This window comes from Rhizobium rhizoryzae (assembly GCF_011046895.1).
Lineage (GTDB): Bacteria > Pseudomonadota > Alphaproteobacteria > Rhizobiales > Rhizobiaceae > Neorhizobium > Neorhizobium rhizoryzae.
In genome coordinates, this window is record NZ_CP049250.1 from 257350 (window position 1) to 270453 (window position 13104).

A 13104-nucleotide genomic window follows, 5' to 3' on the forward strand; every position below is an offset into this window, starting at 1 on the left:
CGCTTCTCGAAAGTAGTCATCAGCGTGAGGTGCGTCGACGGCTCATTTGTGGCGGCAAGCTGTGACCAAATAGTCAGAACCAGCGGCGAACGTCGGCCTTGTAGCGGCGGTATTCTTCGCCAAACTTGTCTTCGAGATAGCGCTCCTCGTGGGCGATCACCTGCGTCTGGATCGCGATAAGCACCAAGGGTAGCAGGGCGAAGGCAATTGGCCCGTCGAAGCCGATCGCAAGGCCGGCATAGATAAGCGCCATGGCGAGATACATAGGATTGCGGCTCCACCGATAGGGACCGGTCGTTGCGATCTGAGTCGTTGGCCGCGAGGGTGGCGCGTTGGTGCCAAGCCGGCGGAACAGTCCCGCCGCCGCAAGCATCATTGCCGCGCCGGCAACGAACAGCAGCGCACCCGTTGCGACCAGCAACCGCCAGTCGATGCCGAAAGAGCGCAAGGTGACGAACCGCTCCGCCGCCAGCCCCAACAGCAGCGCTCCCAGATAGACGAAGGGCGGAGGGAAGCGCACACCCGCGCTGTCCGGTTCGACGGCCATGCTTATCCTCCAATCTGCGCTCTTAAACCAGCATCGACTGCTGGGCAGATATACCTGTCGTCGCGCCTTACCGCATCTCCCAAGTCAGGCAACGCAGAAGCCGGGAACGGCGACCTTCTGGAAAAGGTGGGGCTTGGCGACAACGGATGAAGGATATGCTGGAAGTTTCGCGAGGAACGCGGGATCAGTGAAGGCGGCGCGGACCGCCTCGGTGGATTCCCACACCACATAGTTCAGGTAAGTCGGGCTATCGCCAATCGCTCGATGCAGTTGCATGGAAATGAAGCCCGGCGCCTTCGTTATGACCTCGGCAGCCGCCTTGAAAGCATCCAGGAAGCCCGCTTCGTCAGCGGGATCGACGACTGTGAAGAAGTTGATGAGCACGAGAGGTGCGGCCGCGATACCGAGTTGGCGGCTAAAAGGAAATTTCTCGTCCAAAGGTTCGAATGGTTTTGCGGCGGTCATGATGGCGCTCCTGTCTATCGTGAAATTGTAACTGACGTGATCGGTGCTGCTTGTTTTCAAACCAGCATCGATTGCTGGGCAAATATCCCCGCCATCGCGCCTTGCCATGTTGCCGTCGTAACCGAGGGGATCCCAGGGTTGGCGAGGTCGCCGGCGGCATAGATGCCAGGCGTGCTGGTTTCGCGGCGCTCGTCGGTCTTGATAGCGATGCCGGTTGGCGTAGCCACGGTGGTGAGGCCCAGTGTTTCATGCAGGCTTGCGGACGGCTTGCTGCGCGGATGCGCGAACAGAATGTCGACCGCGACATCGGGGCCGGTATCAATCTTGACGGTGGCGCCATGGCTCCCGTGACGGGCGATCCCGGTGATCCGTCCATCAATGACCGGTACTTTTCGGCCTGCCAGATCGGCCCGGATGTCGGGTGCGATGTCGTGGACATCAGCAAAGACCGTCAAATTGTCGGTCCAATCGTGAAAGAGCCTGACCTGGTTCATCGACTGCGGACCCGACCAGACTAGGCCCCAATGCTGGTCGGCAACTTCAAAGCCGTCGCAATAGGGGCATGGGATGACGGACGCGCCCCAGTTCTCGGCAAAACCCGGAACATCAGACATCTGATCAACAACGCCGTAGCTCAGGATCACGCGGCGCGCGCTGAGGGTTTCGCCGTCGCCAGTGAGGACGGAGAAATTGTCGATGGTGCCGGAGATGCTGTCGGCGCGGGCATTAACCATTTTGATCGCAGGATAGCGCGCGAGTTGCTGCCGCGCCTCGGTCAGGATTGCGGATGGTGGCTTGTCATCGTGGCCGAGCACACCGTGCGACCGGCCGGCGAAACGATTGCGCTGAAGGCCGGTATCGAGAACGATGACTTTACGGCGGGCACGGCCGAGCTGCAGGGCGGCGGCGAGGCCGGCAAAGCTTCCGCCGATGATGATGACGTGATTCATTGCGTTGGGCTCCGTGTTGCGGATAGAGGGGACTGGATTGGATTTTGCGCCGGCCTCAACAGGAGGGACGCCATGGCGGAAATTGCGCCCGCTTGAGCAGTGTTCGTCGTTGCATGGTGCCCTCGTGGCTTGGGTCGGCGGAATTAGACTTGCATATTTCGGATACTTTATGGTATCGTAATGTCGAATAAAGATACTGTCAAGGATCGCAATAGCCATGAATGACCATGCTCAAACCCGACGCGGCCGGCCTGCCAACGAGGCGCTTGGCCAAACGATCGTCGACGCCGCGTGCGAACTGTTTGAGGAACTGGGATTTCACGCGACGACATTGGACAAGGTCGCCCAGCACGCGAAGATATCCAAGCTCAGCATCTACAAGCACTTTGAGAACAAGGAGGCTCTGTTTGGCGCCGCTTTTGCGGCCCGCTGCCAGCAGTTGGTGCCGCAGAAACTTTTCGCGGGCGCCAATGGTTCAGCCGAAGATCAGCTCATGGCGGCGGGATCTTCACTGCTTCGCACGCTTCTGCGCCCGGAGGTCCGCAATGTCGAAGCCATGGTCATGGCAGACACGCCAAATCAGAAGTCGTTGAGCAGGCTCCATTACGAAGCAGGCCCCGCCCATATCATTGCGCAAATCGAGGGCCTGTTGCGTCAGTTGCACGCAAAGGGGGCTTTGAACGTGCCCGATCCGCTCGGGTCCGCCCGCTTGTTCGGTGCGCTTTTCAAGGGCTCCGACCTTTTGATTATCGCACGCTTCGACGAGGCGAAAGCTTCGGACGACAACGAAATCGAATCCTATTGCCGCTCGGCCGTCGCCATGTTCATCGCTGCGCACCACGGCAACGACCATGCGGGCGGATAGTCTGGACGAGGCCGCGAAGAAACCGTCCGCTTTCGGGAAGTTACAACGGTGGTCTGAATGGCGAAATGAAAGCGCAAAACTGCCGTGAGCCATTTGGCCGCCTCGCCGCAAACATGAGGCCCAAAAGCGGAAACTATTGCCGTTAGACCGTCCAGTTGACTGATGCCCAAAGCGGCGACCATCTCCCGCACTAAAAAGTGACGTCTTCTAATAACTTGGTCAATCCCGGCTGCAGTTCCTCAGGCTATCCGTCGTGTTCGAAGACGGCTAGGAAGATTGGCTGGGGACCTTGGTATCCGGTCGGCACCTGAAATTCGCTCAACTCAATTTGATCCGCGCTGCCGAAGAGCGTCCACAATTACCGCCATGGCAGGCGACATCTGACGTCTGCTGGGATAGTAGAGATGGTAGCCGGTGAATGGGTGGCTCCAGTCATCTAAGACAGCTTGCAAACGGCCATCGGCAATATGCTCCTCCACAAGGTTGTCAGGAACGTAGGCGATGCCGAAGCCTGAGACCGCGGCCTCTAGCTGCGAAATCGAGGAGTTGAAACTTAACTGGCCATCCACCCTCACCCGCAGTTCCCGGCCGTCTTTTTCGAACTCCCACGCGTAGAAGCCGCCGAGCGTCGCCTGACGCATGTTGATGCAGACGTGACCCACTAGATCCTGAGGCGCCTGAGGACGCCCGCGTCTGGCGAAGTATTTTGGTGAAGCGACTGCGCGGAGCCGCCAATCAGGACCGATCCGGACGGCGATCATATCCTTGTCGACGTTTTCCCCAAGGCGAACGCCGGCATCGAAGCGTTCTTCCACGATGTTGCGCATTCCATTGTCGGCGTAGAGCTCCACCTTGACGTCGGGATATTTGTCGAGAACGACAGATAACTTTGGCCATACGGTTGTCTGCAGAGCATGATCGGACAAGGTCAACCTGACGGTGCCGGAGGGCTTCTCGCGGAATGCGACCAGATCTCCAAGATCCGCTTCAATGCCTTCAAACCGAGGTAAGATTGATCTGAACAGGCGTTCTCCAGCGTCCGTCGTCGCGACGCTGCGGGTCGTTCTTGTAAGAAGACGGACGCCGAGGCGGGCCTCCAACTGCTTGATTGTATGACTGAGGGTAGACTGAGACGTCGCAAGGTTTGCGGCTGCCTTGGTGAAGCTCCCTTCCTTCGCGACCTCCAGGAACCACAACAAGTCCTTCATGTCCTCGCGTTGCATCTGCGCATCCTATTCATGTTGAAAATCGATAGGTCCATGCGGATTGGTCCGTCTAATCCGAAAAGTAGATGAGGACTATCTTCAGCGCAACGTTGAACAGTTAAGGTCCAGGACGAAGCGATGACGCTCACCTTAGACAACATCGAACGGAAACCGTCGGCATGGGGGGCCGTTCTCTCCATGACCCTGTGCGTGTTCGTGCTGATCGCGTCGGAGTTCATGCCAGTCAGCCTGCTGACCCCTATCGCTCTCGACCTAGGCGTTTCGGAAGGGAATACGGGTCAGGCAATTTCGATCTCCGGGATCTTTGCGGTGATAACGAGCCTGTCCATCGCCACCCTAGCAGGTCGACTTGACCGGCGCCTGCTCGTGCTGGCCTTGACCGCGCTACTGATGTTGTCCGGCATCCTCGTCACCATCGCACCGTCCTACTCGGTCCTGATGCTCGGCCGAGCGCTGCTCGGCATCTCGATCGGCGGCTTCTGGTCGATGTCGACGTCGATCGTGATGCGCCTCGTGGACAGGGATCAAGTACCAAAGGCGCTCGCGCTGCTGAACGCCGGCAATGCCATCGCCGCGACGATTTCGGCTCCGCTCGGCAGCCTTCTCGGCGCCTACATCGGCTGGCGCGGCGCCTTCTTCCTTGTCGTACCGATCGCGCTGCTCGCTCTTGTCTGGCAGTGGATGAGCCTGCCTAGCCTTTCGCCACGCGGAGAAGCATCAGGAAACGTGTTCCGGCTTCTTGGACGGCTACCCGTCGCGCTCGGCATGGCGGCGATCCTTCTCCTGTTTATGGGTCAGTTCGCGCTCTTCACCTATCTGAGGCCGTTCCTGGAAACGGTCACCAGACTAGACATCGAAACTCTTTCCATCGCCCTTCTGGTGATGGGTCTGGCCGGAGCGGTCGGCACATGGGTCATCGGAAAGCTTCTATCCCGCCGACTGTTCATCATTCTCGTCGCCATTCCGCTGCTGATGGCCTGCATCGCTGTCGCGATGATCGGTTTTGGCGAGATGAAACTCGGCGTGTTCCTGTCCCTGATAGGATGGGGTTTCCTCGGAACCGCCGCTCCGGTCGGCTGGGGCACATGGTTGAGCCGGGCACTTCCAGACGACGCGGAAGCGGGCGGCGGCCTGCAGGTGGCTGTTATCCAGCTTGCGATCACGGCTGGCGCATCCCTCGGCGGCCTGCTCTTCGACACGCTCGGCTGGCGCTCGACTTTCACGCTCGCCGCCGTGCTGCTGCTCGGCTCGTCGATTATGTCCATTGCCACATGGCGTGCCACCAGGAGGTCCCGATGAGCGTGTCGCGCATAGGTCCGACCCGCCGCGGCCTTCTCGTCTCGGCGGCGGCAGCCGCAATCTTACCGACAAGAGTGTTCAGCCAAAACGGCCCCGACGATCAGGAGCGCACCGACGTGAAGATCAGATTGATATTCGACACGCACACGATGACCGCGACCCTCTACGACAACCCGTCGGCACGCGACTTCGTTTCGATGCTGCCACTGCAGTTGGAGATCGACGACTTCGGCTCCAACGAGAAGATCGCCTACTTGCCCCGCAAACTGACGGTGGACGGGCACGGGTCGTTCTCGAACGAGCGGCCTTACGACCTCTGCTACTACATGCCCTGGGGCAATCTGGCGATGTTCTACGCCGACTACAAGCATCCGGGCCTCGTGCGCCTCGGCCGCTTCGACGAGGGCTACGAAGCGCTGCGCGTCCGGGGGAAATTCCCGCTGCGCATCGAACGCATCCAGTAAGACGAAACTTCCATCCAAGGAGATCACGGATGAACAGGAAGACCGACAATACCGAAGGATTCGACGCCGGCCGGCGGAGCCTTATGAAGGCGACAGGCGTCGCCGTCGCAGCACTCGGCGTCATTCCAGTGGCTGCCGCAACGCCGGCGTTCGCACAGACGAGCTCGTGGGACAAGGTGTTCCCGAAGAGCGACAGGGTCGACCACCAGAAGGTCTCGTTCAAGAACCGGTATGGCGTCACGCTGTCGGGCGATCTTTATCTTCCAAAAGAACGGGGAAGCGGCAGGCTCGCAGCAGTCGTCGTCGGCGGCCCGTTCGGCGCCGTGAAGGAGCAGTCTTCCGGTCTCTATGCCCAAACGATGGCCGAGCGTGGTTTCGCGACCCTCGCATTCGACGGATCCTTTACCGGTGAAAGCGGCGGCGAGCCCCGCAACATCGCCTCCCCCGACGTCAACACCGAGGACTTCAGCGCAGCCGTCGACTTCATCGGCCTTCAGTCCTTCGTCAACCGCGAGCGCATCGGCATGATCGGCATCTGCGGCTGGGGCGGCATGGCACTCAATGCCGTGGCTGTCGACAAGCGGGTCAAGGCCGTAGTCGCGAGCACCATGTACGACATGACCCGCGTCATGTCGAAGGGCTACAACGACAGCGTGACGCTCGAGCAGAGGACGAAAGCGCTGGATCAAATGAGCCGGCAGCGCTGGACCGATGCGGAGAAAGGCGCCCCTGCCTATCAGCCCCCTTACAACGAGCTCAAGGGAGGCGAAGCGCAGTTCCTCGTCGACTACCACGACTATTACATGACGCCGCGCGGCTATCACGCCCGCGCCGTCAACTCTGGCAATGCCTGGTCGCAGACGACCCCGCTTTCGTTCATGAACATGCCGATCCTGACCTACATTGCTGAAATCTCGCCACGACCGATCCTGTTCGTCCATGGCGAGAAGGCGCATTCCCTCTACTTCGCGGAAACCGCCTTCGCCGCGGCAGCGGAGCCGAAGGAGCTTATGATCATCCCCGGTGCGAGCCACACAGACCTGTACGACCGGATAGACAAGATACCATTCGACAGGATGGCCGACTTCTTCGGACAGCATCTGGCATAAGCCCCCTTCGCCGGACGTCGTCGAGCCGGTGGCTGCGAGGACGCTGTACTACTTGAGAAGGATTTGAAGATGAAGAATATCGCTGCATCCATCACAATCTCGGCGATCGCCGCGACGGGCGTCGAAGCCCAGGAAGAACGCCGCAGGATTGCTCCGGCGGCTGTATACGACGTCGCACCCGGCCTCGGCCACTTCACGGACGAGGTCCTGTTCGGCGAGGTCTGGGAACGAAAGGAACTCGCCCCGCGCGACCGCAGCCTCGTCACGGTCTCGGCAATCGTTTCTACCGGGAAAACGGCGCAGATCGCGGCACATGTCGGCGCCGCCCTCGACAACGGACTAAAGCCTGCGGAGATCGGCGAGCTCATCACCCAGCTCGCCTTCTATTCCGGCTGGCCGAATGCCATCTCCGCGGTCGAGGAGACGAAGAAGGTCTTTGATGCTCGACAGATCGGAGCCGTCGGGAACAGCGAAGACGCACGCATGGAACTCGAGGCCACGGCCGAGGCTGCCCGCAAGGCCATCGTCGACACGACCGTCGCGCCAACGGCGGCGGTACTTTCCGATCTCACCAATCGCGTTCTGTTCGGCGACCTGTGGCGGCGGCCGGATCTTTCGGCGCGTGACCGGAGCCTCGTGACCATGTCGGCGCTGATCGCCATCGGGCAGCCCGAACAACTGCCCTTCCACGCCAACCGCGCCATGGACAATGGACTGACGGCCGCGGAGACCTCCGAAGTCCTGAGCCATATCGCCTTCTACGCAGGATGGCCCCGAGCCATGTCCGCCGTGCCCGTGCTCAAGCATGTCTTTGAGAAAAGGAAGGAAAACACTATGACTACACCGCAGCAGGACATCGAGATCACCCAGGCGGGCAGCGGCAGGACGCCGGGGCCCGTACAGTATTTCTCCGGACAGGTGGAAATCTCGGGACTTTACCAGGCCGAAGCGCCGGCCCGCGTCGGCGGCGCGACGGTCTCCTTCGAGGCAGGCGCTCGTACCGCCTGGCACACCCATCCCCTCGGTCAGACGCTGTTCATCGTGAGCGGCCGCGGCTGGGTGCAGAGGGAGGGCGAAGAGGTCCGGACGGTTGGGCCGGGGGACGTAGTTTGGATTCCGCCCCATGTCCGACACTGGCACGGAGCGGTAAGTACCGAAGCGATGGCGCACTTCGCCGTGGCCGAGGCGGCGATCAACGAAAGTTCCGTGACATGGATGGAGAAGGTGTCAGACGAGGAATACGAAAAAGGTTCGCTCGCTGATTGAAAGGCGTGTCACGATGGGATCTGTTTTCCCGTCTTCAGTTTCCAACGTCCTCTATTCTGCCGCATGATTTCCGCCCAGTAAGCGGAAATTATTGCCGCTCGACCGTCCTGTTGACTGATGCCCAAAGCCAGGGCACAAAGGTGGCATCCACGGTCGCTCGCGATGGGAAAAGATAAGGAAAACAAAGGTGATTTCTCTAAGTCATTGAAATCATGTGAGAATCCAGGTCTCCCAGGCAGGCCATTTTAGGCCGCTTTTTTGCTCTAAATCTGCGACCCTTTCCAATTCGAAAAATCGACGTCTTCTCAACAAGTTGAGCGGTCTCGGCTGCGATCCTTCAGGCCATCAATTAACCTCAAGCGACACAAGAAAATTTGGCTGGGGACCCGCGATCAATGACCGCAACGGGGCCGAGAGCGGACTGTCCGCTTCTGTCTCTTGGACTAACGCAGCGGACAACCCTATAGGCACTACGACATCAGTTCTGCAGGATAGCCGTTGCTGCGGAGCCAGCTTAGACTTTTGACGGGCGAATAAGGCGCACAATAATCAAGTAGAACACCGGAACAAAAATCACCGCTAGCACCGTACCGGAGATCATTCCGCCAAACAAACCGGTTCCAATTGCATTCTGGGTCTCAGAGCTCGCGCCAGAAGCTATGACCAACGGCACGACACCCAAGGTAAAGGCGAGTGAGGTCATGACGATGGGGCGAAGGCGCATGCGCGCTGCTTCGACGACAGCGTCTGCCAATCCCAGTCCATCCCTTTGGCGCTTCCGCGCGAACTCGACAATCAGCACCGCATTCTTGGCAGAGAGGCCAATCAGGGTAATCAGGCCTACCTTGAAGAAGACGTCGTTTTCCAGGCCCCGCAGATGAACTGCGATCACCGCTCCGAGAATGCCGAGCGGGACCACCAGCATGACGGAGAGCGGAATGGTCCAGCTTTCGTAAAGTGCAGCCAAGACCAGAAAGACAATCAGGAACGAGAAGGCCATCAGCATGGGCGCTTGCGCCCCCGATTGCCGCTCCTGCAGTGACTGCCCTGTCCATTCGACGGCAAAGCCCTTAGGAAGTTTGAGCGCCAATTGCTCGATTTCATCCATGGCCTCACCGCTTGAAACACCCTTTGCTGCCGATCCTGACAGACTGAGGGACGGATAACCATTATACCGTGTCACCTGCAGCGGAATGGTCGACCATTCTGCTGTCAGGATCTCGGAGAGCTGAACCATCTTTCCGCTATCGCTGTGAACATGCAGGTTAAGGATATCGTCCACCTGCATGCGGCTTCGTGGCTCGGCCTGGACGATGACCTGTTGCAGCCGACCGTCACGCGGGAAATCGTTCACATAGGTCGAGCCGACAGAGCCACTGAGCGTGTCACTGATCGTCGTATAGGCGACACCCAAAGCACTCGCCTTCTGGCGATCGACCACTAGGGTAACGCTCGGACCGTTGGGCAGCCCGTCCACACGGACATCGCTGAGCAACTTGCTCTGAGAGGCAAGCTGCGTCAGTTGGGCTGCAGCCTCAGCAAGCGCCTTTCCTCCATGATTGACGCGGTCCTGCAGCCTGAGCGTAAACCCGGAAGTTGTACCGAGCTCATCGATTGCCGGCGGCTTCATGCTGAGAACCTCGCCCTCCGGCGCGGCAGCCATGGCTTCGGTTGCAGCGTTGACCTCGTCATCGACGCTGCCTGAGCGTTGCCCCCAATCTTTGAGGCTGGTGAAGGCCATGGCCGTATTGGTGCCCGAGCCCGAGAAACCAAAACCCATGATCGTCAGGTTGTTGACGATATTCGGCCTTGTCTGGACATGCTTTTCGAAGAGACTAACGACGTCTCGGGTGCGTTCGGCCGTTGCCTCTGCCGGCAGAGTGACGGATGTCATAAAGGATCCCTGGTCTTCCTCCGGCACGAATGCCGCGGCCAGCGTGCTGTAGCCATAGGCGACCGCGCCTACAATCGCGAGATAGACGAGCATTGTCCGGCCGGTCTTATGAACAAGGCGGGTGACCCAACTCGTGTAGCCCTCGGTCAAGCGGTCAAAGCCGCGGTTGAACCAGCCGAATACTCCTTTCCGCTGATGATGCGCGGGGTCGATCGGCTTTAACAGGCTAGCGCAAAGAGCGGGGGTGAGGCTGAGAGCCAGAAACGCCGAGAAAGCGATTGAGACCGCCATCGACACTGTAAACTGGCGGTAGATCGCGCCAACCGAGCCTGAGGCTAGCCCCATCGGAAGAAGCACAGCCGTCAGTACAAGCGTGATTCCGATCACTGCACCTGTGATCTCGCTCATGGCTTTGCGTGTGGCCTCACGCGGTGACAGCCCTTCCTTTGCCATCAGGCGCTCGACGTTTTCAACAACGACGATTGCGTCGTCGACGATGATCCCGATTGCGAGAACCATGCCGAACATCGTCAGCACATTGATGGAATACCCCAAAGCCAGCATGACGGCGAAGGTACCAAGCAGTGCTATCGGCGCTACGATCGCCGGAATGAGCGTGTAGCGAATGTTCTGCAGGAAGAGCAGCATGATGAGAAAGACGAGCATCATGGCCTCCGCCAGTGTCTGCGCCACTTTCAGGATCGAGACCTTCACGAAAGGTGCCGTGTCGTAAGAGATCGCATACTCGATGCCCGCCGGCAGGGTCAGGGAAAGCTCTGCGAGCCGCGCACGAACCCCGCTTGATGTGCTGAGCGCATTTGCCCCGGGAGTCATCTGGATAGCGGCTGCCGTAGCCGACTTGCCGCCGTCAAGGATGGTGAAGCCGGAAGACTGCGACCCCACCTCGATGCGCGCAACGTCGCCAAGTGTCACTCGCGATCCGTCTGCATTGGAGCGCAAGATGATTCCGGCGAACGCCTCTGGCGTCTGAAGTTGACCCTTGACGTTGAGCGGTACGGTAACTTTCTGACCTGGAATAGCCGGAGCATCGCCCAATCGCCCCGGCGCGACCTGAACATTCTGCGACTGTATGGCTTGTGTTACCTCCGCCATGGAAATGGAATAGGCCAGAAGACGCATGGGATCGATCCAGATGCGCATCGCAGCTTCGGAGCCAAAAGATTGAACTCGACCAACGCCAGCAACACGCTTCAGCTCTGGAGCAATGCTGCGCGCGAGGTAATCATTGAGGGCGAGTGCGTCGACAGAGCCATCAATCGACTTCAACGAGACGATCATCAGGAAGCCAGACGATGCAGATTCAACCGTCAGACCAGCGCGGCGCACAGACTCTGGCAATCGCGATTCAACCGCCTTCAATCTGTTCTGAATATCTACCTGTGCAAGCTGCGCATCCGTTCCTGGTTTGAAGGTTACGGTAATGGTCGCTGACCCAGACGAATCTGTAGAGGAATCGAAATAGAGAACGTTTTTTGCCCCTGAGATTTCGCGCTCGATCAAGCTGGTGACGCTGTCATTGATAACTTGTGGCGTGGCACCGACGTAGCTGGCAAAAATGGATACGCTTGGGGGGGCAATGGCCGGAAAGCGTGCCACTGGTAATTGCGGAATCGAAATCAGGCCCGCGATGACGATGACAATGGCTATGACCCAAGCGAAGACCGGGCGGTCGATGAAAAATTGTGGCATCGTCATCATCCTAACCTTCCTTTTCGGGGGATACAGATGTCGTCTCCAGTATCTGCCCGTCGCGTATGCGCTCCTGTCCGAGCACAACCACGGTGTCGCCAATGGAGAGACCACTCTGGACGACGTAATTTCCGCCGATCAGTGGGCCCAGTTCCACAGTACGTCTGAGCGCCGTTTTGTCTGCCGTAACGGAGACGAGCTGAGGTTTCCCGGCAAGGTCACGTATAACGGCCTCCTGCGGAACCAAGAGAGCCGCGACGTAGACCTCGCGCGGGACCAACGCGCGGATGAACATGCCCGGCAAGAGTTCCCCCTCTGGATTGGGAACGATGATCCGAAGTCCAAGACTGCCGGTTGCGGTGTCGACTGAAATATCGGAGAAAAGCAGTCGCCCGTCATGGCCGAAAGGTTTGCCCGTTATCGTTTTGATTTTGACAGGTAGTTCTTCCGGGTCACCCATTCCGTCGCCGGATGCTGTTTCGGTTAGCCCTTCCCGGCTCACGAGCGATTGACGGACATCCACATACACCTGATCTATTTGCTGGATGACTGCGAGCGGGGTTGTCGACGCTGAAGAGGCAAGGCCGCCTTCGGTCATGAAGGATTGTCCGATCGTGCCACTGATCGGGCTTCGGATGGTGGCATTAGAAAGCTCGAGCCTGCGTCGCGCCAGATTAGCCTTGGCTTCCGCAACGCCGGCCCTTGCTTGAGCCATCGCCGCGGCTGCATTGTTCAAGGCTTCATCGCTCGTAATTTTCTGCGCCGCTAGAACCTTCGCTCTTTCGAACTTCACTCTTGCATTGTCGAACTCCGCCTCGGTCCGGGCCAGCACTGCCTCAGCAGCATCGGCTTCGGCCGCAAACGGCGCTGGATCGATCTGGAAGAGCGGTGTGTCGGCTGCAACAAAGGCACCCTCTTGAAACAGCCTCTTTTGAATAATGCCGTTGACCTGCGCGCGGATCTCGGCGGTGCGAAAAGCGGAGACCCGTCCCGGCAGCTCATCATAAACAGTCACCACCTGAGGCTGCACGGTCAAGACCCTGACACGAGGGGGCTTCTCTGTGAGCGAAGCGGTACTCTCTCTATCCGGTTCGTCACTACACGCTATCAGCGCCAGCATCGGGATACAGACCAAGAATAAAATCCAAAAGAACGCTAACCTTCGCATCCGATGCATCATCTTTCTAAGAGGAAGAGCTTTGACGGCGATCCTGTAGAAGACTGGCGTTGGCGGTTTGTGTAGGTTCTGTTGCGATCTCATGGAGACGGCCCGCGCGCCCTCGACCCGGAAACCGTTCGATGGCATTCA

Annotated in this window: 11 protein-coding genes; 5 read left to right on the forward strand and 6 right to left on the reverse strand. The window is 59.1% G+C overall.

All coding sequences use genetic code 11. The features are described 5' to 3' along the window. Positions 1 to 73 precede the first annotated feature (73 nt). The 3 genes from G6N80_RS07505 to G6N80_RS07515 all read right to left on the reverse strand — a co-directional run bounded on the left by G6N80_RS07505 (position 74) and on the right by G6N80_RS07515 (position 1962). Positions 74 to 547: a methyltransferase family protein gene (locus tag G6N80_RS07505; protein WP_165132747.1), complete on the reverse strand. Its 474-nt coding sequence runs from the start codon at positions 545 to 547 to the stop codon at positions 74 to 76. 84 nt (positions 548 to 631) lie between these two features. Then, positions 632 to 1012, reverse strand: coding sequence for an antibiotic biosynthesis monooxygenase family protein (locus G6N80_RS07510; RefSeq protein ID WP_165132750.1), 381 nt, complete (start codon positions 1010 to 1012; stop codon positions 632 to 634). Positions 1013 to 1068: 56 nt separating this feature from the next. Next, positions 1069 to 1962, reverse strand: a complete 894-nt coding sequence (locus G6N80_RS07515; protein WP_165132753.1) for an NAD(P)/FAD-dependent oxidoreductase — start codon at positions 1960 to 1962, stop codon at positions 1069 to 1071. 217 nt (positions 1963 to 2179) lie between these two features. Here G6N80_RS07515 and G6N80_RS07520 point away from each other — a divergent pair, with 217 nt between their 5' ends. Then, the gene (locus G6N80_RS07520; RefSeq protein WP_165132756.1) at positions 2180 to 2827 is read left to right on the forward strand and encodes a TetR/AcrR family transcriptional regulator; all 648 of its coding nucleotides are present in this window, start codon (positions 2180 to 2182) and stop codon (positions 2825 to 2827) included. A gap of 323 nt (positions 2828 to 3150) precedes the next feature. Here G6N80_RS07520 and G6N80_RS07525 read toward each other — a convergent pair whose 3' ends face one another. Beyond that, positions 3151 to 4050: a LysR family transcriptional regulator gene (locus G6N80_RS07525; protein ID WP_165132759.1), complete on the reverse strand. Its 900-nt coding sequence runs from the start codon at positions 4048 to 4050 to the stop codon at positions 3151 to 3153. A gap of 120 nt (positions 4051 to 4170) precedes the next feature. Here G6N80_RS07525 and G6N80_RS07530 point away from each other — a divergent pair, with 120 nt between their 5' ends. The 4 genes from G6N80_RS07530 to G6N80_RS07545 all read left to right on the forward strand — a co-directional run bounded on the left by G6N80_RS07530 (position 4171) and on the right by G6N80_RS07545 (position 8191). Next, a complete protein-coding gene (locus G6N80_RS07530) occupies positions 4171 to 5352 on the forward strand; it encodes an MFS transporter (RefSeq protein ID WP_165132762.1) in 1182 nt (393 codons plus the stop codon). After that, a complete protein-coding gene (locus G6N80_RS07535) occupies positions 5349 to 5816 on the forward strand; it encodes a cyclophilin-like fold protein (RefSeq protein WP_165132765.1) in 468 nt (155 codons plus the stop codon). The genes G6N80_RS07530 and G6N80_RS07535 overlap by 4 nt, the downstream gene beginning before the upstream one ends. 29 nt (positions 5817 to 5845) lie before the next feature. Beyond that, entirely contained in the window at positions 5846 to 6925 is a 1080-nt protein-coding gene (locus G6N80_RS07540) for an alpha/beta hydrolase (protein ID WP_165132768.1), read from the forward strand. A gap of 69 nt (positions 6926 to 6994) precedes the next feature. Beyond that, the gene (locus G6N80_RS07545) at positions 6995 to 8191 is read left to right on the forward strand and encodes a (R)-mandelonitrile lyase (protein WP_165132771.1); all 1197 of its coding nucleotides are present in this window, start codon (positions 6995 to 6997) and stop codon (positions 8189 to 8191) included. Positions 8192 to 8705: 514 nt separating this feature from the next. Here the strand turns inward: G6N80_RS07545 and G6N80_RS07550 are convergent. Together G6N80_RS07550 and G6N80_RS07555 are read right to left on the reverse strand one after the other, a co-directional pair. Beyond that, the gene (locus tag G6N80_RS07550) at positions 8706 to 11795 is read right to left on the reverse strand and encodes a multidrug efflux RND transporter permease subunit (protein ID WP_165132774.1); all 3090 of its coding nucleotides are present in this window, start codon (positions 11793 to 11795) and stop codon (positions 8706 to 8708) included. A 10-nt stretch (positions 11796 to 11805) separates the two neighbouring features. Then, positions 11806 to 12915 (reverse strand): efflux RND transporter periplasmic adaptor subunit, encoded by a 1110-nt coding sequence (locus G6N80_RS07555; protein ID WP_244484639.1) that lies wholly within the window; start codon positions 12913 to 12915, stop codon positions 11806 to 11808. Positions 12916 to 13104 lie beyond the last annotated feature (189 nt).

What these genes read in the sequence shown, in the direction of transcription:
- G6N80_RS07535 (WP_165132765.1), top strand. Translation starts at nt 5,349, where the DNA reads ATGAGCGTGTCGCGCATAGGTCCGACCCGCCGCGGCCTTCTCGTCTCG.
- G6N80_RS07505 (WP_165132747.1), bottom strand. Translation starts at nt 547, where the DNA reads ATGGCCGTCGAACCGGACAGCGCGGGTGTGCGCTTCCCTCCGCCCTTC.
- G6N80_RS07515 (WP_165132753.1), bottom strand. Translation starts at nt 1,962, where the DNA reads ATGAATCACGTCATCATCATCGGCGGAAGCTTTGCCGGCCTCGCCGCC.
- G6N80_RS07520 (WP_165132756.1), top strand. Translation starts at nt 2,180, where the DNA reads ATGAATGACCATGCTCAAACCCGACGCGGCCGGCCTGCCAACGAGGCG.
- G6N80_RS07545 (WP_165132771.1), top strand. Translation starts at nt 6,995, where the DNA reads ATGAAGAATATCGCTGCATCCATCACAATCTCGGCGATCGCCGCGACG.
- G6N80_RS07540 (WP_165132768.1), top strand. Translation starts at nt 5,846, where the DNA reads ATGAACAGGAAGACCGACAATACCGAAGGATTCGACGCCGGCCGGCGG.
- G6N80_RS07550 (WP_165132774.1), bottom strand. Translation starts at nt 11,795, where the DNA reads ATGCCACAATTTTTCATCGACCGCCCGGTCTTCGCTTGGGTCATAGCC.
- G6N80_RS07525 (WP_165132759.1), bottom strand. Translation starts at nt 4,050, where the DNA reads ATGCAACGCGAGGACATGAAGGACTTGTTGTGGTTCCTGGAGGTCGCG.
- G6N80_RS07510 (WP_165132750.1), bottom strand. Translation starts at nt 1,012, where the DNA reads ATGACCGCCGCAAAACCATTCGAACCTTTGGACGAGAAATTTCCTTTT.
- G6N80_RS07555 (WP_244484639.1), bottom strand. Translation starts at nt 12,915, where the DNA reads ATGCTGGCGCTGATAGCGTGTAGTGACGAACCGGATAGAGAGAGTACC.
- G6N80_RS07530 (WP_165132762.1), top strand. Translation starts at nt 4,171, where the DNA reads ATGACGCTCACCTTAGACAACATCGAACGGAAACCGTCGGCATGGGGG.